Raw genomic sequence first — 19,435 nt, 5'->3', positions numbered from 1 at the left:
TTTAGTACGGCAGAGACCACCAGGCGATAGACGTATGCCTTCATCGGCAGCGTCAGATGGGTAGAAGAGACAGCCGCGAACGGCACCACCAGACTCAGCATCCGAGCGATTCGTCGAGCGCCCATGCCACCACTCCTCAGTGTGTGTCCACCAATTGCGACGTTCGTCATACCCGCTTTGATTCGCGACCAACCAACCGTTTCACGAGGCAAGTTTCCCGCTTCCCGGCTCGCTGATCTTGACCAACATCTTGCCGATGTTGGCGCCGGTGAACAAGCCGTTCATGGCGTCGACGCAGGACTCGATGCCCTCGAAGATCGTCTGGCGGTGCACCAGTCGTCCCTCGTCCGCCCAGCGGCGCAGGGGCCCGAAAGCCTCGTCGAACCGCCCCCATTCGTCGAGCGCGTTGAATCCCTGCATCAGCGCGGTCTTCGACAACAGGTTGACGTAGTTGGCCGGGCCGGGATGTTCACCGGTCAGGTAGCTCGAGATGACACCGCACAACACCACCCGCGCCTTGTGCGCCAGGCGGCCGAGCACCGCGTCGAGGATCGGCCCGCCGACATTGTCGAAGTACACGTCGACTCCCTTGGGGCAGTGCTCCTTCAGCGCCGCGGGCAGGTTGGCCTCGCGGTAGTCGATGCACGCGTCGAACCCGAAATCCTCCACGACCGCGCGGCACTTGTCCGGTCCCCCGGCGATGCCGACCACCCGGGCCCCGGCGATCTTGGCGATCTGGCCCGCGACGGAACCGGTGGCACCCGCGGCCGCCGACACCACCACGGTCTCCCCCGGCTGTGGCTTGCCGATCCCGACCATTCCGAAATAAGCCGTCGCGCCGGTCGGCCCGTACACCGACATCACCGCGAGTTGGTCGACGTCGGGACCGGGCGCCGGCGTGGTGAAGATGTCGTCGCGGCTGATCACGTATTCCTGAAAACCCGTCAGCGTCGTGACCACATCGCCGACGGCGTACGCATCGCATCGGGACGCCACCACCTCACCGATGCCTGCCGCGCGGATGACCTCCCCGAGCTGCACAGGAGGCAGATAGCCGGGCTGGTCGTTCAGCCAGGTGCGGGCGGCGGCGTCGATGCCGACGTAGGTCGTGCGCACCAACGCCTCACCGTCGGCGGGCTCGGGCGCAGGCGCGGTGATCAACTCGGTGTCGGCGGGCTGGACCAGCCCGACGGGCCTGCGGCGCAACACGATCTGGCGGTTCATCAGCTCGGCCACGAAGGCGAACCTACCGTCCATCGGCTGACGTTCACGTAAGAGCGGCGAAGAACGGGTACGCGGTGACCCATGACGGTCATCGGTTTCCACTGCTCGCACGAGCAGATCAGTCCGGCGCAATTGCTGTGCGACGTCCAGCGCGCCGAACAGGCGGGTTTCACCGCAGCCATGTCATCGGACCACTTCAGCCCGTGGAGTGAGCGACAAGGTGAGTCCGGGTTCGCGTGGGCCTTCCTCGGCGCGGCACTGGCCACGACGCAGCTGCCGTTCGGAGTGGTCAACGCGCCGGGGCAGCGGTACCACCCCGCGATCGTCGCCCAGGCCATCGCGACGCTCGCGCAGATGTTCCCGGGCCGGATCTGGGCGGCGCTCGGCTCGGGTGAGGCCTCAAACGAGCGGATCACCGGCGGCGAATGGCCGCGCAAAGAGGTGCGCGACCAGCGCCTCGTCGAGTGCGTCGACGTGATCAGACGGTTGCTGGGCGGTGACGAGGTCAGCCACCAAGGGCTGGTCCAGGTCAATCGCGCGCGGCTGTGGACCCGACCCGACAAGATCCCCGATCTCGTCGGCCCCGCCGTCACGCCGGAAACCGCCGCCCGACATGCCTCCTGGGCGGACGGGCTCGTCACCGTGAACCAGTCGAGGGAAGCGCTGGAGAAGGTCCTTCGGGCCTACCGTGACGCCGGCGGCCGCGGGCCCGCGCGGTTGCAGATTCACCTCAGCTGGGCCCCGTCGGAGGACGAGGCGCTCGCGATCGCCCACGACCAGTGGCGCAGCAACGTGTTCGATCCCCCGGTCTGCTGGGACACCGAGACGGTCGAGGCGTTCGACGTCATGGGCGAGAAGGTCACCCCCGAGCAGATGCACCAATCGGTCCGTATCTCAAGCGATCTGGGCAAGCATGTCGAGTGGCTGCAGCAGGATCTTGAGCAGGGCTGGGACGAGTTGTACCTGCACTTCGTCGGACAACAGCAGACCGCCTTCATCGACGCATTCGGCGAACACGTGCTGCCCCGGCTCAATCCGACGGCGGTCTCCGCGTGAGGAAGATCGAGACCGGCGACCTGTGGTGGAAGAACGCGGTCTTCTACTGCGCCGACGTCGAGACCTTCTACGACTGGGACGGCGACGGCTGCGGCGACATCCGCGGCATGACCGAGCGCATCGAGTACCTCGCCGACCTGGGTGTGACGTGTCTGTGGCTCATGCCCTTCTACCCCACCGGCCGCGTCGACGACGGCTACGACATCGTCGACTTCTTCGGTGTCGACCCGCGACTGGGAACGCACGGTGACTTCGTCGAACTCGTGCGCACCGCCAAGTCCTGCGGGATCCGGGTGATCGTCGACTTCGTCATGAACCACACCTCGGACCGCCACCCGTGGTTCAAGTCCGCCTGCCGCAGCACCGACGACCCGTATCGCGACTACTACGTGTGGAGCGCGACGAAACCCAAGTCGAGCAAGAAGGACGTCGTGTTCCCCGACAAGGAGGACAGCCTCTGGGAGCGCGACCCGAAGACCGACGAGTGGTACCTGCACCACTTCCTCAAACACCAGCCGGACCTGAACATCGCCAATCCGGTTGTGCAGGAGGAGATCTCGCGGGTGCTCGGCTTCTGGCTCGAGCTGGGGGTATCCGGTTTCCGGGTCGACGCCGTCCCGTTCCTCTTCGCCCGCGACGGCGCACCCGGCGATCCCGGGGTCTTCGACCCGTACGAGTACCTCGGCGACGTGCGCAACTTCGTCACCCGACGGGTCGGCGACGCGGTGCTGCTCGGCGAGGTGAACGTCGGCTATCCGGACCAGAAGTCGTTCTTCGGCGGCCCCGACGGAGACGGGCTCAACATGCAGTTCGACTTCATCGGCATGCAGAACGTCTACCTGTCCATGGCGCGCGGCGACGCCCGACCCATCGCCGAGGCACTGATGCAACGACCGCCGCTCGACATCACGAGCCAGTGGGCCAACTTCGTGCGCAATCACGATGAGCTGACCCTCGACAAACTGAGCGACGACGAGCGCCAGGAGATTTTCGACGCCTTCGGGCCCGACCCGGACATGCAGCTCTACGGCCGCGGCCTGCGCAGGCGGCTACCGGCCATGCTCGGCGGCGATGAGCGGCGGATGCGGATGGTCTACTCGCTGATGTTCTCGATGCCCGGCACCCCGGTCCTGTTCTACGGAGAGGAGATCGGCATGGCCGAGAACCTCGACGTCGAGGGACGCTTCGCGGTGCGCACTCCGATGCAGTGGACCAGCGGTGTCAACGGTGGCTTCTCCAAGGCGGCCAAGCGCAAGCTGCCCCGGCCCCAGCCCGACGGCATGTTCGGTCCCGATCGGGTCAACGCCGCCGACCAGCGCCACGACCACCAGTCGTTCTGGTGGTTCATGCGCAATCTGATCTACACGTACCGGTCGCAGCCGGAGATCGGATGGTCAACGCCCGAGATCCTGGACCAACCGAATCCCGCCGTGCTGGCCCACGTCTGCCGCGAGAAGTCGGGATGGGCGATGGTCGCGCTGCACAATTTCGGCGCCGAAGGCTGCCTCGTGCCGATCCGACTCGACGACGCGCCGGGCTGCAAGCTGGTCGACCTGCTCGACGATCTCACCGAACACGAGCTCGACGACAAGGGCCGCATCGAGATCGGCCTGGAACCCTACGGCTACCGGTGGCTGCGGCTAGTGCGCCCCGACGACCCGCCGATCATCTGAGTCGACGATCTCGCGGACGAACCTCCGACTCGCCAGGAGGTAACAGACGATCGCGGCCACTTGGAACGCCGGCACGATCAGCAGCGCCCGCCCCAGCGACATCGCACCGAGGTCGTCGGAGAGCGCGTCGCTGATGACGCCGGTGAGGAACGGGCCCGCCGACCCGACGAGGGCGCCGAAGAACAGGAAGATCGCCGAAGCCGTCGCGCGCTGTTCGGCTCGGGCCAGTCGTTGGATGGCCGCGATGGACGGCGCCATGTACGCCGTGCCGACGACGTAGCTCAGCGAGATGAACCATATGCACAGCGTCCGGTCGCCCACCGTGAACGCCAACGCCGAGAACGGGAGCATCGCGGCGGTCATCGCGGCCACCAGCCACAGCAGCCACCGCGGATCGGAGGCCGACAACCGGTCGGCGACCCGGCCGACGACCAGAAGGCCGAGGATGCCCGTGAGCCCGCTGGCGATGCCGTAGTGCACCCCGACCTCGCCCAACTCCATACCGCGGGTGCGCACCAGATACGCGGGAGCGAACGCCGTCAACGAGTAACCAGCCACCGAGATGCACGACGCTCCCACGACGACGCCCACGAAGCTGCCTTTGCGCAGCAGATCCCAGGCCTTGGCGGGGACATCGATGTCGTCGACTCCCGTCGTGGCGGGCATCGACTGCCTGCGCCCGAGCGCGATGAGGACCAGCGGCGCGAACGCCACGCTGATCGCACCCATGACCACGAACGCCATCCGCCAGCCCAAGGTTTGCGCCAGGAGACCGCCGCCGATCAGGCTGGCCGCGCTGGCGAGCGGAATCGCGAGCGTGATCACCGCCAGCGGCGCGGCACGACGTTGGGGCGCGAAGTTGCGCGCCACATACGCGTGTGCGGCAGGTGTGCTGCCGGCCTCCCCGATCGCCACGCCCACGCGGGTGAGCGCCAGTTGGAAGCCTGACTGCACCGCACCGCCCAGCATCGTCATCGCGCCCCACAACGTCAGGCACGTCGACACCACCAGCCCGAACGCACCGCGGTCGGCGATCCGGGCGATCAGCAGGCCGAGCACGGCGTACACGGCCAGGAAGCCGAACCCGTTGATCACGCCGAGCGCGGTATCGGACAGCTCCAGTTCCGCCCTGATCGGTTCGGCGAGGACCGCGGGCAGGAACCGGTCCGCGTAGTTCAGCGTCCCGACGAGCGCGAGCAACGCGACCGCAGCCCAGGCTCGCCGCGTGCTGTGGGTGCCGCTGGCCGGGGCGAGCTCTGCAGTAGCCATGTCGTGGGGCAGCTTCCCAGACTTCGTCTCAACTACGGGATTAATTGGATTGCAAGAGGGTAAATAACCGGCATGCCCGAAGCCGATGAACTTACCGCGGTCGCGATCTGCGGCGGATGTGGTTACCCGACACTCGGGCCGAACCTGTGCTCGTACTGCCAAGCCATGACCGCCGATCCGGCCGCCGCCTGACGACCTGGCCAGCAGCTAGTTCACGGGGACGTCGAGTATCGGGCGCTGCCGGTCCGCACCCGGCGCGTCGAAATGCCACCACTCGCCGGTGTACACGGTGAGCCCGCCCGCGGCCATCGCGTCGCGCAACCGCTTGCGGTTGGCCTGTGCCGCCGCGCTGACCCCGTCGGTGGCATACGCGTTGGCGCGCGCGGTGAACTCGTCGAAACCGGTGCCCATGTCGACGAGGGTGCCGTCACGAGCCAAGGTCACATCGACCGACAACGCCGCTTCATGGCTGCTCGCATAGGGCCCCGGCCGGGCCACCCATCCGGGATCGGAGACCGCCTCGAACATCCGCACCTGAACGTCGTGCGGCCGATAGCAATCCCAGAACACCAGCACCTCGCCGCCGGGGCGCAACACGTCGGCGGCCGCGGCCAAGCCGGGCGCCATCGACTCGTCGACGAGGCAGCGCGCATCGGCCGGATACAGCCGCTCGCCGACGAAGTTGTCCGCCGTCGCGTACCGCAGGTCGATCACCGCGTCGGGCACGACGGTGCGGACATCGACGAGCCCGGCCGCCCGCGCCGCATCGGACACCGGGGGCACGGGTGCATCCGGTGTCGCCGACGCCACGCCTGCCGGCCACGCGAGGACGACGGCCAACGCCGGACCCGCCCAGGCACTACGCATATCGCCTCACTTCCGGACTGGAGTAGTCGCCTACGCTAGTCCGCTTCCCCGGCGCAGCCGAGCATCGAAGTGTCGTCACGCCGAGGAGGTCACCATGAGCGTCACCGTCAACGTGGACACGGACCGGCCAAGCCCGACGGTCTTCGAGGCCGACCTGCCGACCCTCTCGTATGAGGACGCGACCGACGCATACGAAGCACACCGGCGGATCGCCGAGGCCCGCAACGCGGGACCGGTCGCGATGGGCGCTCACGGGCCCGAGTTGTTGAGCTACGAGACGGTCCGGTCGGCCCTGCGCGACCACCGCATGTGCGTGCCGCCGGGACTCGGTCTGGAGGCCCAGGGCATCACCTCCGGCCCGCTGTGGGATCGCGCCGTCACGACGCTCCTCAGCGTCAACGGTGAAACCCACTCGCGGCTTCGGCGCCTGGTCTGCAAGGCGTTCACGCCGCGCTCGGTGGGACGGCTGGAGACGACGATCACCACAGTCATCACGGATCTGGTGGATCCACTGGTGGCGTCGGGACAGTGCGAGGTCGTGGAGGACATCGCACGTCCGTATCCGGTTCCGGTCATCGCCGAGCTGCTCGGCGCCCCGCGCGAGGATTGGAAGTTGTTCTCCGAGTGGGCCGATGACTTCTTCAAGCTGTTCGAATGGAACGCGGCCGAACACGCGCCGCTGATCCTGCAGGCGTGGGCCGAACTCGACGACTACATCGACGGGATGGTCGCGGAGCGCCGCACGACGCTCACCGACGACCTGATCTCGGAGTTGATCCGCGCCGAGGACGACGGGGACCGGTTGAGCATCGAGGAACTGCGCATGCTCGCGGCGGGAATCCTGATGGCGGGCACCGACACCACCCGCAACCAGCTCGCGGCCGCGGTGGACGTGCTGTGCGACCACCCCGATCAGTGGGAGCTGCTGGCCGAGCACCCCGAGCTCGCGATGAACGCCGTCGAGGAACTGATGCGGTTCTACCCGGTGGTGTTCGGTGCGATGCGGATGACGGTCGAGGACGTCACCTACGGCGGCGTGACCATCCCGGCGGGCACCTTCGTGCTGATCAACTCGGCAAGTGCGAACCGCGATCCGGCCGTGTACGACGACGCCGACCGTCTGGACATCACTCGGCAGGGTGCCGCGCCGATGCAGACCTTCGGCGCGGGCGCGCACTACTGCCTCGGCGCGAACCTGGCCCGTCGTGAACTGGCCGAGGCGCTGGTCGTGATGAGCAGCCGCGTGCGCAATCTGCGCCGCGCAGGCCCCGCGATGTGGAAGCCGCTGGTCGGCATCACCGGCCCTGCGACGCTTCCGATCGAGTTCGACGCACGCTGACCTGCGGCAGAGCTCCGGCCATCTCGGTGGTGGTCTGGCGAAGGCCGGCGGCCGCGCGGAGTTCGGCGAAGGCGGCGATGAGCGCGTCCGTCGCGGTGTGGACGTCGTCGAACGCCAGGTCGTCGCAGAGCACCGAGACGTTGAGCTGGTCGACGTAGCTCCACACCGTCATGTTCATGGCCGAACCGGCGGCCAGTGGACCGACCGAGTAGATCTCGGTGACGACGGCTCCGGCGATCCGGCCGCGCTCGCGGGGCCCGGGCACGTTCGACACGATCAGGTTGAACAACTGGTTGGGCGCCTCGCGCCGCGACATCCATCGGAAGGTGGCGCGCGCCGCCGCGGGCGGTACGTACCGCAGCCCCTTGCCCACGGTGGCGGGGCCCAGCGACTCGTTGTCCTCCTTGGCCATCCGCGTGGCCGTGCGGATCAGGCGCAGCCTTTCCAACGGGTCGACGATCTGCACCGGCAAAGACACCAGCATGGTGCTCAACTCGTTGCCGGTGATGCGGTCCGGCGAGGTGTCGGTCGCGGCGGGAACCGAGGCGATCAGCGCGTCGTCGGCGCTCCCGTCACGCTCGATGAGCAACGTGCGCAGTCCGCCGGCGGCGATCGCGAGCACCACGTCGTTGACGGTCGCCTCGAGCTGCTTGCTCGTCGCTCTGACCTCGTCGAGTGAGAGGGTGGCGGTCGCGAACGCGCGCCCGGCCGAGAGTTTGCGGTTAAGGAAGGTGGGGGGCGGTTTGAACCGTTCGGCGAGTTCGGGATGGCGACGGCGCGCACGCGCTCGCCGCTGCAGGCGGTAGGCGCCGACGACAACCTCTTTGAGAACGCCGGGCAGGCCCGCGAGTTGGCGGAGGTGGTCCCGTACCGCGAACGCGAGCAGAGCTGCTGCCGACAGTGATTCGGAGTCGACTCCCGAACGGGGACCACCCGCGCCGGTGCCGGGCCATTCCATCGCACGGGCCATCAGGTTCGCCGACGCGACGCCGTCGGCCAACGCGTGATGCACCTTGCCGATCACCGCCACGCGGTTCTCGGCGAGACCTTCGGCGTAGTACAGCTCCCACAGCGGCCGGCTGCGATCCAGGGGCGTGCTCGCGATCTGACCGATCAGCGCGTCGAGTCCCGCGCGCCCGTACGGGTCAGGAACGGCCACTTTCCGGACGTGGTAGCCGAAGTCGATGTCGGCGCCTTGCCGCCACACCGGCCGATGCAGGTGCAGCGGAACATCGACGAGTTCGTACCGGAAGGGATCGAGGTCAGGAAGGCGCTCGCGGAACGTCTCCAGAAATGCGTCGAAGGTCGGCTCGCCCTCGAACTGCGAGGTGTCGACCACGGCGATCTTGAGCGTGTGCTGGTGCACGTTCGGCGTCTCGCTGGACAGCAGCAGCGAGTCCCAGCCGCTGAGGCGCTTCACGTCGCTAGCCTTCGGCGGTCTTGTACCGCCCGATCGGCGGAAGGCGTCTGCTGACCAACTCGGCCGCGGTCACGAGCGCCTCGACGAATTTGTCGGAGGCGAACGTGCATCCGGCGTGGCCGGCGGCGACGTCGACGGTTTCGGCGTCGGGTATCCGGCTCGCCAGCCATCGCTGCCGTCGCACCCCGAACGCCCGGTCGCGCGTCGTCACCACCACCGCTGTGGGGACGTCGACCTCGTGGATCCATGTCGTCGAATCGAAGCGGATGACTTCGGCCAGGGCCCGGGTGATCGCACCGGGCGAGGTACTACGCACCTGGTTGAGCAGCCACTGGTGGTTCTGCAACGCGCCGGGGCCCACCATCGCGGCGGGTGAGAGTCGCCTCGCAGGCGGGCTCAGCGATTCGAGCAGCGCGGCGAACACGCCCGTCGCGATCCGCTCGTAGCTGGCACGGTTGACCGCCGCCGCCGCGGCGCACAACACCAACCCGTCGACGCGTGCCCGATGGCGCTTCCAGACCAGTTGGGCCACAAGCGAACCCATCGAATACCCGACCGGCACGAAGGTCGGGATGCCCAGGGCATCGGCCAGGGCTGCGACATCGTCGGCGCAGTCCTCGAGCAGAAACCGGTGCGCCGTGATGCCCTGACCATGACCGCGCTGGTCGAACACGACCACGCGGCCGAATTCCTGCAGTGCATCCAGCGCGGGATACCACGTCATGACACCCGTGCATGCCACCGAATGCAACAACATGAAAACGGGGCCGTCGCACGGCCCCGAGTCGACGACGTACGTCGTACCGCGGCCGGGGAGCTCCACCATCCGGCCCTCAGGGACGTGGGCAGCCGACGCCAACGCGGGTAACGACGGCAACCGCGGAATGGACAGTGGTGTGGGCAGATTCCAGGCGATGCTTCCAACGATAGAGCGAACATTCCGTGCCGTCCGGCGTTCCCGCCCCTTACCGCTGAGCACTTGCACAGCGTCTCGGGCTTAGACTGCGAGCGTGCGCGAGGTGCTCGAGGAGTTGCTGACCGTGTGGCGGTCCGGCGGCGCCGCCGGTGTGGCCACCGTCGTGCGCACGATCCGCTCGGCGCCGCGGCAGCCCGGCGCGACCATGGTGGTCAGCCCCGACGGTTCGGTCGCCGGCTCGGTGTCCGGTGGCTGCGTCGAGGCCGCCGTCTACGAACTGGTCAACGAGGTCGTTGCCTCGGGGCGCCCCGAGTTGCAGCGCTACGGCATCAGCGACGACGACGCATTCGCCGTAGGGCTGACGTGCGGCGGCATCATCGACATCTTTGCCGAGGCGGTGTCACGCGACAGCTTCCCGCAGTTGCAGGCGGTCGCCGACGATATCGCCGCACACCGTCCCACCGCCGTGGCCACCGTCATCGCGCACCCCGACGCCGACCGGATTGGGCGCCGCCTGGTCATCGGCACGGATTCGGTCGACGGATCGCTGGGTTCGGCGCGCGTCGACGCCGCCGTCACGGACGACGCGCGCGGGTTGCTCGCCGTCGGTCGCACGGGCGTGTTGTCGTACGGCCCCGACGGCCAGCGCCAGGAGACGGGCATGGAGGTGTTCGTCGCCAGCCACGCGCCGCCGCCGCGGATGCTGATCTTCGGGGCGATCGATTTCGCCGCCGCGCTCGCCCAGCAGGGCGCCCTGCTCGGATATCGCGTCACCGTGTGCGACGCGCGTCCCGTATTCGCCACACCCGCCCGCTTTCCCGGTGCCGATGAGGTCGTGGTGATGTGGCCCGACCGCTACCTCGCAGAGCAGGCGGAGCAGGGTGCCATCGACGCCCGCACCGCGATCTGCGTACTCACCCACGATCCGAAGTTCGACGTCCCCGTGCTCCAGGTCGCACTCGGCCTGCCCGAGGTCGGTTACATCGGCGTGATGGGATCGCGCCGCACGCACGACGACCGGTTGCGCCGGTTGCGCGAGTGCGGCCTCACCGACGCCGATCTGACCCGGTTGGCCAGCCCGATCGGCCTGGACCTCGGCGCGCGCACACCCGAGGAGACCGCGGTGTCGATCGCGGCCGAAATCATCGCCCGCAGGTGGGGCGGCGGCGGCCGTCCGCTGAGCGACACGGCCGGACGCATCCACCATGAGGGATGAGACAACGCCTATGGAAATGTCGTTCTCGAATGCGATAACGTCACTCTTTACACGGCGAGGAGAAGGGTGAACCGGTGACTTCTGCTTCAGCGGAGAAGGTCGCGACCCGTTACGCAGGAACCCGAGTCGCGCGCGTCGAGGACAACCGGCTTCTCACCGGCCGAGGCACCTTCGTCGACGACGTCGTGCGGCCGGGGATGCTGCACGCGTGCTTCGTGCGCAGCCCGTTCGCCAGGGCGAAGATCAACGGCATCGACGCGTCGGCCGCGCTGGCCATGCCGGGGGTGCACGCGGTGTTCACCGCCGACGACCTCAATCCCGACGTCAAGGAGGCCTGGCACGCGGTCGCGGGCAAGGACATCCCCGACACCCCGCGCCCGCCGCTGGCCGAAGGTGAGGTGAAGTTCGTCGGCGATCCGGTCGCGCTCGTCGTGGCCGACAGCCGCTATCTCGCCGAGGACGCAGTCGATCTCGTCGACGTCGACTACGAGCCATTGCCTGCGGTCGCCGACTTCACGAAAGCCGTCGGGTCGTCGGTGGTCGTGCATGAGGCCTACCCCGACAACGTCGCGGGCGGCATGGGCGGAGCGCCGCCCGACGAGGAGACGTTCGCCACCGCCGCCTGCGTCGCGTCGGCGAACGTCTATCAGCAGATCCACGCGCCGGTGCCTATCGAGTGCCGCGGCATGGTCGTGGAGTGGACGCCTGCGACCGAGGAACTGACCCTGTGGGCATCGACGCAGACGCCCCACGAGTTGCGCGCGTTCTGCGCGCGGCTGCTCGGCATTCCTGCGCACAACGTGCGAGTCATCATGCGCGACACCGGCGGTGGCTTCGGCCAGAAGGTCGTGCCGATGCGCGAGGACATGTGCATCATGCTGGCGGCTCGGAAGGTCCCGGCGACGTCGAACGCGCAATTGAGCTCCGCGGCACTGAAGTGGATCGAGGACCGCCGCGAGAACCTGATGTCGGCGGGTCAGGCGCGCCACGTCGACGGCACCGCGCGGATGGCCCTCGACGAAGAGGGCACCATCCTCGCCGTCGACATCGACTTCGCCTATGACGTCGGCGCCTACCCCACCCCGTACCCGGTGCTGACCACCGCCGCGGTCGGCATGTTCTTCCCGGGCCCGTACCGGGTGCCGAAGGCCAGCTTCAACTACAAGACCGTGTTCTCCAACACCGCCGGCCTGCACGCGTACCGCGGCCCCTGGCAGTACGAAACCCTGGCCCGCGAGGTGCTTTTCGACATCGCCGCGCGCAAGCTGGACATGGATCCCGTCGAACTGCGCAGGCGCAACATCCTGCGCGGCGATGAGATGCCCTACTTCAACCCCAACGGCATGCCCTACGACCACGTCGCGCCCGCCGACACCTTCGAGCAGGCGGTGAAGATCCTCGACCACGAGGGCTTCCGCAAGGAACAGGCCGATGCGCTGGCTGAGGGCCGCTACATCGGCCTGGGGTTCTCGGCCTACATCGAACCGACCGGCGCCGCGACCGGACACCTGGGCACCGAGGGCTGCACCATCCGGATGGAGCCCACCGGCAAGATCAACGTCTACGTCAACGGCGGGTCGACCGGCAACAGCCTCGAGACCACCGTCGTGCAGTTGACCGCCGACGCGCTGGGCGCCGAGATCGCCGACGTGTCGACGATCCAGGGCGACACCGCGGTCACCCCGTACGGCGCGGGCACCCAGGGCAGCCGCAGCGGTCCGATGACTGCGGGTGCGGTCGCCGAGGCGGGAGCGCTGCTGCGCAAGCAGATCATCGCGATGGCCGCACCGCGCCTGGAGGTCGACGAGGCCGAGGTGGAGCTGACCGGCTCGCGCGCCGTGGTGGCCGGAAACCCGGACAAGAGCGTGACTTTCGCTGATCTCGCCTACCGGGCGTACTACGAGCCGCAGCAGTTGCCGCCCGGTGTCTCGTCGTCGTTGGAGGCGACCGCGCGGTTCGCCTCACCACCGGAGGCGATGATCCACTGGGCGAACGCCACCCATGCCTGCACGTGCGAGGTCGACATCGAGACCGGGCGGGTCACCCTCACCCGCTACATCGTCAGCGAGGACGTCGGCCCGATGATCAACCCCAACGTCGTCGAGGGTCAGATCGCCGGCGGCACCGTGCAGGGCATCGGCGGTGCGCTGCTCGAGGATATGGCCTACGACGACGACGGCAACCCGCTGTCGAGCACTTTCGTCGACTACCTGCTGCCGACGGCCACCGAGGTGCCCCCGGTCGAGTACGGGCACGTGGAGATCCCCGGACCCGGCGTCGGCGGATACAAGGGCGTCGGCGAGGGCGGCGCGATCGGTTCGACACCTGCCGTCATCAACGCGATCAACGATGCCCTGGCACCGCTCGGTGTCACGCTGACCCGCCTACCCGCCAGCCCCGCCGCGATCGTCGAGGCCATCGAGAACGCCCAGAAGTAAGGAACGCAGCCACAGTGGAACTCAACAACGAATTCCGGGTCGCCGTGCCGGTGGACACGGCATGGGAGGCACTCAACGACGTCGAACGCGTCGCGCCGTGCATTCCGGGTGCTCAGCTGTTGTCGGTCGACGGCGACGCCTTCACCGGCGCGGTGAAGGTTAAGGTCGGTCCGATCACGGTGTCCTACAAGGGGGATGCCTCGTTCGAGGAGCGCGACAAGGCCGCTCGCCGCGTTGTCATCAAGGCGCAGGGTAAGGAGACCCGCGGCAGTGGTAACGCGGCCGCGCTCGTGACCGCGCAACTCAAGGACGAGGGTGACGCGACCAGCGTCACGATCACCACGGACTTGACCATCTCGGGGAAGGCCGCTCAGTTCGGCCGCGGCGTACTGGCCGACGTGTCGACGAACCTGATCGGACAATTCGCCAAGAACCTCGAATCGGATCTTCTCGGCGGCGCCGCGACGACCGCACCGACCACGGAGACGGCCGCGGTTGCGGCTCAGCCCGATGCCGGCGATTCCATCGACATGCTCAAAGTCGTTGCGCTGCCGATGGCCAAGCGGGCCGCACCCGTCGCGGCCGCCGTCGCCGGCGGCTTGGCGATGGGCTTCCTGATCGGGCGGCGCCGCAGGAAGAGCCCCACTGCCGTACTGGCCGACGACCTGCAGTCCGCCCTGCTGCGACTGCTGAGCGCGCCGACCGAGCGGCTGCGGCCGTGAAAGCCGCTCCGTTCACCTACCACCGCCCCGAATCGGTGAAGGAGGCGGTGGACATGCTCGCCGAATACGGCGAGGACGCGAAAATCCTTGCGGGCGGGCAGAGTCTGGTGCCAATGCTGGCGATGCGCCTGACGCACTTCGACAACCTCATCGACATCTCCCGCATCGACGAGCTTCGCAGCATCGACCTGGTCGACGGCGCGGTACGCGTCGCGGCGGGCACCCCGCACTCGTTCGTCGGAATGGATGACGAAGTGGCGGAATCGGTTCCGCTGCTGACGCTGGCCACCCCGCACATCGGCCACTTCCAGATCCGCACCAGGGGCACACTCGGCGGCGCCATCGCGCACGCCGATCCCGCGGCGGAGTACGCGGCGGTCGCGCTCGCGCTCGACGCGCAGATGGATGTCGTCTCGTCGACGGGATTCCGGCAGATCGCGGCGAAAGACTTCTTCACCGGTCTTTGGGAGACCTCGCTGGCGCCCGGGGAGATGTTGACCGCGGTGCACTTCCCCGTCTGGGGTGGGCGGTCGGGTTTCGCGCTGGAGGAATTCGCCCGCCGCCACGGTGATTTCGCGATCGCCGGCGCCGCGGTGGCGGTCGAACTCGACGACGATGACCGGGTAAGTCGTTGCGGCGTCGGCTTGTTGGGTCTGGGCTCGACACCGCTGCGGGGCAGCCCCGCCGAAGAGGCGGTCACCGGTCGACCGGTCGACGAGATCAGCGCCGAAGAAGTCGGGCGGCTCGCACTGTCCGGGCTCGAGGACATCCCATCCGACCTGCAGGGGTCGGCCACCTACCGGGCCAAGGTCGGGGCGACGATGGTCGCCCGCGCCTGGTCCGGCGCCATCACGGAGGCACGCGATGCATGAGATGCCGGTCGAAGTGACGGTCAACGGGCGCACGTTCGCAGCGACCGTGGAACCGCGCCTGACACTCGCGGACTTCCTGCGTGAGAAGTGTGGCTTGACCGGGACACACCTCGGGTGTGAGCACGGCGCCTGTGGTGCCTGCACGGTGTTGCTCGACGGCGACGCGGTGCGCGCCTGTCTGATCTTCGCCGTGCAGGCCGAGGGTATGGAGGTCACCACCGTCGAGGGCATCGGCGGCGCCGACGGCGAACTGTCGCCGGTGCAAGCCGCCCTGCGCGAATGCCACGGGCTGCAGTGCGGTTTCTGCACCCCGGGCTTCGTCACCTCTATCACCGCGTTGCTGCGTGACAATCCCAAGCCCAGCGACGAAGAGATCCGCGAGGGTTTGTCGGGCAACTTTTGCCGGTGCACGGGTTATCAGGGGATCGTCAACGCGGTACACCGTGCCGCCGAGATGACCTGAGGCCGCCCATGTCGTCGGCGGGCCGCCGCGACGACTCCGATACGATCGGCACCTTCTTCGAGACCCGAGGAGAACCATGCTGATCGCCGTCACCGGGGGCACCGGCTACGTCGGCGCCCACTGCGTGCGTGCCCTGCTTTCTGCCGGCCACCGCGTGCGCCTGCTCATCGCGCCCGACGCGGAAGGCGCGCCGGTCCTGGCCAAACTCGCCGAAATCGGTGACGTCGAGACCGTCAGCGGCGACATCCGGCAGACCGCCACAGTCGAGGGGCTCCTCGACGGCTGCGACGCGGTGCTGCACGGCGCCGGCGTCGTCGGCACCGACAAGCGCCGCAGCACGCTGATGTGGGAAGTGAACGCCCATGCCACCGAAGCGGTGCTGACGCGCGCGGTGGCCGGCGGGTTGGACCCCGTCGTGTTGGTCAGCAGCTACAGCGCGCTGTTCCCGCCACCCGACGGGGTGATCGGTCCCGATACGCCGACCGCGCCCGGTCGCAGTCCCTACGCGCAGACCAAGGCCTACGCCGATCGCGTGGCACGGCGGCTCCAGGAGCAGGGCGCGCCGGTCGTCATCACCTACCCGTCGAGTGTGGTGGGTCCGGCGTTCCACACCGCCGCGGGCGTCACCGAGCGTGGCTGGGCGCCCCTGGTCCGATGGGGCGTCGCGCCGCGACTGCGCGGAGGGATGCAGATGATCGACGTTCGCGATGTCGCCGACGTGCACGCCGCGTTGTTCGTTCCCGGCCGCGGACCACGCCGCTACGTGTGCGGTGGCGAGTTGATCGCGTTCGACGACATGATCTCGGCCCTGGAGAAGGGCACGAAGCGTCGATTCCGGCGAATTCCGATCAGCCAAGGCATGTTTCGGGGCCTCAGCATCGTCGGAGAGGCGCTGTCCGGCGTCGTCGACCTTGGCGACGGTCTCACCTATGAGGCGGCACTTTTGCTCACCGCCGCGACGCCGACCGACGACTCTGCCACCACCGGCGACCTCGGCGTGACGTGGCGGTCGCCGGTCGAGGCCATCATCGCGACTTTCGAACGGCAGCAATCGGTTCCGTAACCGGTTCGGACCGGCTGAGCAGCCGACCGGTCAGCTGCGGTCGGGCTCTGTGCGGGGGCCGAAACCGGACGGCGATTCACCCGCCGTGGCGTGCCTACCGATATGCGACTCGGCGCGCATCCGGTCCACCATGTGGGGATAGTGCAGCTCGAAAGCCGGCCGCTCCGAACGGATCCGGGGCAGCTCGGTGAAGTTGTGTCGGGGCGGCGGACACGACGTCGCCCACTCCAGCGAGTTGCCATATCCCCACGGATCATCGACCGTGACCGGCTCGCCGTAGCGCCAGCTCTTGAATACGTTCCAAACGAACGGCAGCATCGAGATACCCAGGATGAACGCCCCGATCGTCGACACCACATTGAGCGGTACGAACCCATCGGCCGGTAGGTAGTCGGCGTAGCGACGAGGCATGCCTTCGTTACCCAGCCAGTGCTGCACCAAGAACGTGGTGTGGAAACCGATGAACGTGAGCCAGAAGTGCAGCTTGCCCAACCGTTCGTCGAGCAGACGGCCGGTCATCTTCGGGAACCAGAAGTAGATCCCCGCATAGGTCGCGAACACGATGGTCCCGAACAACACGTAGTGGAAATGCGCGATCAAGAAGTAGGTGTCGGAGACGTGGAAGTCCAGCGGCGGGCTGGCCAGCATCACGCCGGTGAGTCCACCGAGGAGGAAGGTGAGCATGAACCCGATCGAGAACAGCATCGGTGTCTCGAAGGTCAACTGGCCCTTCCACATCGTGCCTATCCAGTTGAAGAACTTGATCCCGGTGGGCACGGCTATCAGATAGGTGGTGAACGAGAAGAAGGGGAGAAGTACGGCGCCCGTCGCGTACATGTGGTGCGCCCACACCACGATGGACAACGCAGCGATGCCCAGGGTGGCGTAGATCAAGGTGGTGTAGCCGAAGATCGGCTTGCGGCTGAAGACGGGGAATATCTCGGTGACGATGCCGAAGAACGGCAGCGCCACGATGTACACCTCGGGGTGGCCGAAGAACCAGAACAGGTGCTGGTAGAGGATCGGTCCGCCGTTGGCCGGGTCGTAGACGTGCGCGCCGAGATGGCGGTCGGCGGCCAGGGCGAGCAGTGCGGCGGTCAGGATCGGGAAGGCCATCAGCACCAGGACCGATGTCACCAGGATGTTCCAGGTGAAGATCGGCATCCGGAACATCGTCATACCGGGTGCGCGCATGCACACCACGGTGGTGATCATGTTGACCCCGCCGAGGATGGTGCCCAGACCGGCCACGGCCAGGCCCATGATCCACAGGTCACCGCCGGCGCCCGGTGAATGCATGGCGTTGCTCAGCGGTGCGTACGCCGTCCAACCGAAGTCGGCCGCACCGCCGGGGGTGATGAAGCCCGCGACCGCGATGAGCCCGCCGAACAGGAACAGCCAGTACGAGAACGCGTTGAGCCGCGGAAACGCCACGTCGGGCGCGCCGATCTGCAGCGGCAGCACCAGGTTGGCGAACCCGAACACGATCGGCGTCGCATAGAACAGCAACATGATCGTGCCGTGCATGGTGAACAACTGGTTGTACTGCTCATTGGACAGGAACTGCAGCCCCGGCATCGCCAGCTCGCCCCTGATGAACAGGGCCATCAACCCGCCGATGAAGAAGAACACGAAGCAGGTGACCACGTACATGATGCCGATCAGCTTGTGATCGGTCGTGGTGATGAGCTTGTAGATCAGCGCGCCCTTCGGGCCCATTCGGGCCGGGAACGGGCGACGCACCTCCAGCTGAGGAACTGAGGTCACTTCGGCGGTCACGTAACGCTCCCTTCGGCGCGGGGCCAGGGGTCATGTACCCAAATGTCGTGACCTCGATCTTAGGTAGCGCCGAAACGGATCGAAAGCCATTCAGCGAAGCGGCGCGGCCGGGGCGGTCAGCCGGCCGCGTTCACAGGTGTCCCGTCGTCGCTGTGCATGCCGTACGGCACCGCCGTCAGCATCGTGACCGACAGCTCGGTTCCGCTCGGTGTCCGGAAGCCGCGCTGCTCACCGGGGCGGGCACCAAGGATGGCCGCGCCCAGCGGCGACTGGGTGGAGTACACCTCGATGTCGCCGTGCTCGGCGCTGCGCACGCCGAGCAGGAACGTTTCGATCTCAGCGGTGTCGTCGAACCGCACCGTGACGACCATGCCCGGTTCGGCGATACCGTCGTCCGGCGGATCTTCACCGACGACAGCGTTGATGAGCATCTCGTGGATCTGCTGGATACGTGCTTGACGTGCCCGCTTGATCGCGCTCGCGTTCTCGTCGGCTTCTTCGTCGCCTACCGCGTTCGCGCACAGCTCGCGCAGTGTGGCGAGCTCTTCTTGCAACCGCTCGTAGGCCGCCCGCGAGATCCAGATCCGCTGCGCACTTGTCATTTTTCGGTCCTTCCGTGCAATCAAGCTGGGAGTCGGCCGGCTGCCGAGTCGATGGCGCCCTCGTAGGGCGTGGCTTCCAGGAGCGTCACTCGTAACTCCTTACCGGTGGGGGCCTCATACGTACGCCGATCCCCCGGTCGTGCGCCGAGGATCGCGACGCCCAGCGGCGACCGCGGCGAGTAGACCTCGATCTCGGCGGGTTCGATACCGCGGATCCCGAGCAGGAACGTCTCGGTGTCACCCCGGTGTCGTCATAGCGGATGGTCAAGACCATGCCCGGCTCGGCCACGCCATCGTCGGGCGGGTTCTCGCCGACGACGGCGTTTGCGAGCAGGTCTTCAATCCGGTGGATCCGGTTGGACCGCATTCGGTCCTCCGCAGTGCGGGTGGCGTCATCGTCGGTGGCGTCGTCGGACACCTCGGATCGATGTTTGGCCCTCAGCTCGGCCAGTTCGGCCTGAAGTTTGATGTAGGCACGTCGCGTCATCCAGACGCGGTTGGTGCTCGTCATGCTCG

General features: G+C 67.7%; 16 protein-coding genes and 1 pseudogene. 9 read left to right on the top strand and 8 right to left on the bottom strand.

The window, feature by feature from the left end; genetic code table 11:
- Window positions 1-201: 201 nt before the first annotated feature.
- Window positions 202-1,236 (bottom strand): NADP-dependent oxidoreductase, encoded by a 1,035-nt coding sequence (locus CEX88_RS15160; RefSeq protein WP_094294105.1) that lies wholly within the window; start codon window positions 1,234-1,236, stop codon window positions 202-204.
- 69 nt (window positions 1,237-1,305) lie between these two features.
- On the opposite strand from CEX88_RS15160, the gene CEX88_RS15155 reads away from it, so the two are divergent.
- Together CEX88_RS15155 and CEX88_RS15150 are read left to right on the top strand one after the other, a co-directional pair.
- Entirely contained in the window at window positions 1,306-2,280 is a 975-nt protein-coding gene (locus CEX88_RS15155; RefSeq protein ID WP_066841012.1) for a TIGR03885 family FMN-dependent LLM class oxidoreductase, read from the top strand.
- A complete protein-coding gene (locus CEX88_RS15150) occupies window positions 2,277-3,953 on the top strand; it encodes an alpha-amylase family protein (protein WP_068198662.1) in 1,677 nt (558 codons plus the stop codon). Before CEX88_RS15155 ends, CEX88_RS15150 begins: the two co-directional genes overlap by 4 nt.
- On the opposite strand, the gene CEX88_RS15145 is transcribed toward CEX88_RS15150, so the two are convergent.
- Window positions 3,921-5,222: a spinster family MFS transporter gene (locus tag CEX88_RS15145; RefSeq protein ID WP_094294088.1), complete on the bottom strand. Its 1,302-nt coding sequence runs from the start codon at window positions 5,220-5,222 to the stop codon at window positions 3,921-3,923. The genes CEX88_RS15150 and CEX88_RS15145 overlap by 33 nt on opposite strands.
- A gap of 207 nt (window positions 5,223-5,429) precedes the next feature.
- Complete coding sequence (locus CEX88_RS15140) at window positions 5,430-6,089, bottom strand: M15 family metallopeptidase (RefSeq protein ID WP_094294087.1); 660 nt, start codon at window positions 6,087-6,089, stop codon at window positions 5,430-5,432.
- Between the two features lie 94 nt (window positions 6,090-6,183).
- Between CEX88_RS15140 and CEX88_RS15135 the strand changes: the two genes are divergently transcribed.
- Window positions 6,184-7,428, top strand: coding sequence for a cytochrome P450 (locus tag CEX88_RS15135; RefSeq protein WP_094294086.1), 1,245 nt, complete (start codon window positions 6,184-6,186; stop codon window positions 7,426-7,428).
- Here the strand turns inward: CEX88_RS15135 and CEX88_RS15130 are convergent.
- The gene (locus CEX88_RS15130) at window positions 7,385-8,848 is read right to left on the bottom strand and encodes a WS/DGAT/MGAT family O-acyltransferase (RefSeq protein ID WP_094294085.1); all 1,464 of its coding nucleotides are present in this window, start codon (window positions 8,846-8,848) and stop codon (window positions 7,385-7,387) included. The two genes, CEX88_RS15135 and CEX88_RS15130, sit on opposite strands and share 44 nt — an antisense overlap.
- A 4-nt stretch (window positions 8,849-8,852) precedes the next feature.
- A complete protein-coding gene (locus CEX88_RS15125; RefSeq protein WP_231987574.1) occupies window positions 8,853-9,725 on the bottom strand; it encodes an alpha/beta fold hydrolase in 873 nt (290 codons plus the stop codon).
- A 133-nt stretch (window positions 9,726-9,858) separates the two neighbouring features.
- On the opposite strand from CEX88_RS15125, the gene CEX88_RS15120 reads away from it, so the two are divergent.
- The 6 genes from CEX88_RS15120 to CEX88_RS15095 all read left to right on the top strand — a co-directional run bounded on the left by CEX88_RS15120 (window position 9,859) and on the right by CEX88_RS15095 (window position 16,538).
- On the top strand, window positions 9,859-10,980 hold the full coding sequence (locus CEX88_RS15120; protein WP_094294084.1) for an XdhC family protein: 1,122 nt from the start codon (window positions 9,859-9,861) through the stop codon (window positions 10,978-10,980).
- Between the two features lie 74 nt (window positions 10,981-11,054).
- Window positions 11,055-13,418, top strand: coding sequence for a xanthine dehydrogenase family protein molybdopterin-binding subunit (locus CEX88_RS15115; RefSeq protein WP_094294083.1), 2,364 nt, complete (start codon window positions 11,055-11,057; stop codon window positions 13,416-13,418).
- A 14-nt stretch (window positions 13,419-13,432) separates the two neighbouring features.
- Window positions 13,433-14,140 (top strand): SRPBCC family protein, encoded by a 708-nt coding sequence (locus CEX88_RS15110; RefSeq protein WP_094294082.1) that lies wholly within the window; start codon window positions 13,433-13,435, stop codon window positions 14,138-14,140.
- Window positions 14,137-15,012: an FAD binding domain-containing protein gene (locus CEX88_RS15105; protein WP_094294081.1), complete on the top strand. Its 876-nt coding sequence runs from the start codon at window positions 14,137-14,139 to the stop codon at window positions 15,010-15,012. Before CEX88_RS15110 ends, CEX88_RS15105 begins: the two co-directional genes overlap by 4 nt.
- On the top strand, window positions 15,005-15,475 hold the full coding sequence (locus CEX88_RS15100) for a (2Fe-2S)-binding protein (RefSeq protein WP_094294080.1): 471 nt from the start codon (window positions 15,005-15,007) through the stop codon (window positions 15,473-15,475). Before CEX88_RS15105 ends, CEX88_RS15100 begins: the two co-directional genes overlap by 8 nt.
- Before the next feature lie 76 nt (window positions 15,476-15,551).
- Entirely contained in the window at window positions 15,552-16,538 is a 987-nt protein-coding gene (locus CEX88_RS15095; RefSeq protein WP_094294079.1) for an NAD-dependent epimerase/dehydratase family protein, read from the top strand.
- A 30-nt stretch (window positions 16,539-16,568) separates the two neighbouring features.
- Here CEX88_RS15095 and ctaD read toward each other — a convergent pair whose 3' ends face one another.
- The 3 genes and pseudogenes from ctaD to CEX88_RS15080 all read right to left on the bottom strand — a co-directional run bounded on the left by ctaD (window position 16,569) and on the right by CEX88_RS15080 (window position 19,430).
- Window positions 16,569-18,257 (bottom strand): aa3-type cytochrome oxidase subunit I, encoded by a 1,689-nt coding sequence (gene ctaD, locus CEX88_RS15090; protein ID WP_094294078.1) that lies wholly within the window; start codon window positions 18,255-18,257, stop codon window positions 16,569-16,571.
- Window positions 18,258-18,433: 176 nt separating this feature from the next.
- Complete coding sequence (locus tag CEX88_RS15085) at window positions 18,434-18,919, bottom strand: GreA/GreB family elongation factor (RefSeq protein WP_094294077.1); 486 nt, start codon at window positions 18,917-18,919, stop codon at window positions 18,434-18,436.
- A gap of 20 nt (window positions 18,920-18,939) precedes the next feature.
- Window positions 18,940-19,430: pseudogene (locus CEX88_RS15080) on the bottom strand (GreA/GreB family elongation factor).
- Window positions 19,431-19,435: the final 5 nt, after the last annotated feature.

Origin of the sequence: Mycobacterium neumannii (assembly GCF_002245615.1) — a bacterium.
Lineage (GTDB): Bacteria > Actinomycetota > Actinomycetes > Mycobacteriales > Mycobacteriaceae > Mycobacterium > Mycobacterium neumannii_A.
The sequence above is the reverse complement of the archived record's forward strand: the minus strand, read 5'-3'. Positions and strand labels throughout refer to the sequence as shown.

What these genes read in the sequence shown, in the direction of transcription:
- CEX88_RS15155 (WP_066841012.1), top strand. Translation starts at nt 1,306, where the DNA reads ATGACGGTCATCGGTTTCCACTGCTCGCACGAGCAGATCAGTCCGGCG.
- CEX88_RS15145 (WP_094294088.1), bottom strand. Translation starts at nt 5,222, where the DNA reads ATGGCTACTGCAGAGCTCGCCCCGGCCAGCGGCACCCACAGCACGCGG.
- CEX88_RS15140 (WP_094294087.1), bottom strand. Translation starts at nt 6,089, where the DNA reads ATGCGTAGTGCCTGGGCGGGTCCGGCGTTGGCCGTCGTCCTCGCGTGG.
- CEX88_RS15135 (WP_094294086.1), top strand. Translation starts at nt 6,184, where the DNA reads ATGAGCGTCACCGTCAACGTGGACACGGACCGGCCAAGCCCGACGGTC.
- CEX88_RS15100 (WP_094294080.1), top strand. Translation starts at nt 15,005, where the DNA reads ATGCATGAGATGCCGGTCGAAGTGACGGTCAACGGGCGCACGTTCGCA.
- CEX88_RS15095 (WP_094294079.1), top strand. Translation starts at nt 15,552, where the DNA reads ATGCTGATCGCCGTCACCGGGGGCACCGGCTACGTCGGCGCCCACTGC.
- ctaD (WP_094294078.1), bottom strand. Translation starts at nt 18,257, where the DNA reads ATGGGCCCGAAGGGCGCGCTGATCTACAAGCTCATCACCACGACCGAT.
- CEX88_RS15085 (WP_094294077.1), bottom strand. Translation starts at nt 18,919, where the DNA reads ATGACAAGTGCGCAGCGGATCTGGATCTCGCGGGCGGCCTACGAGCGG.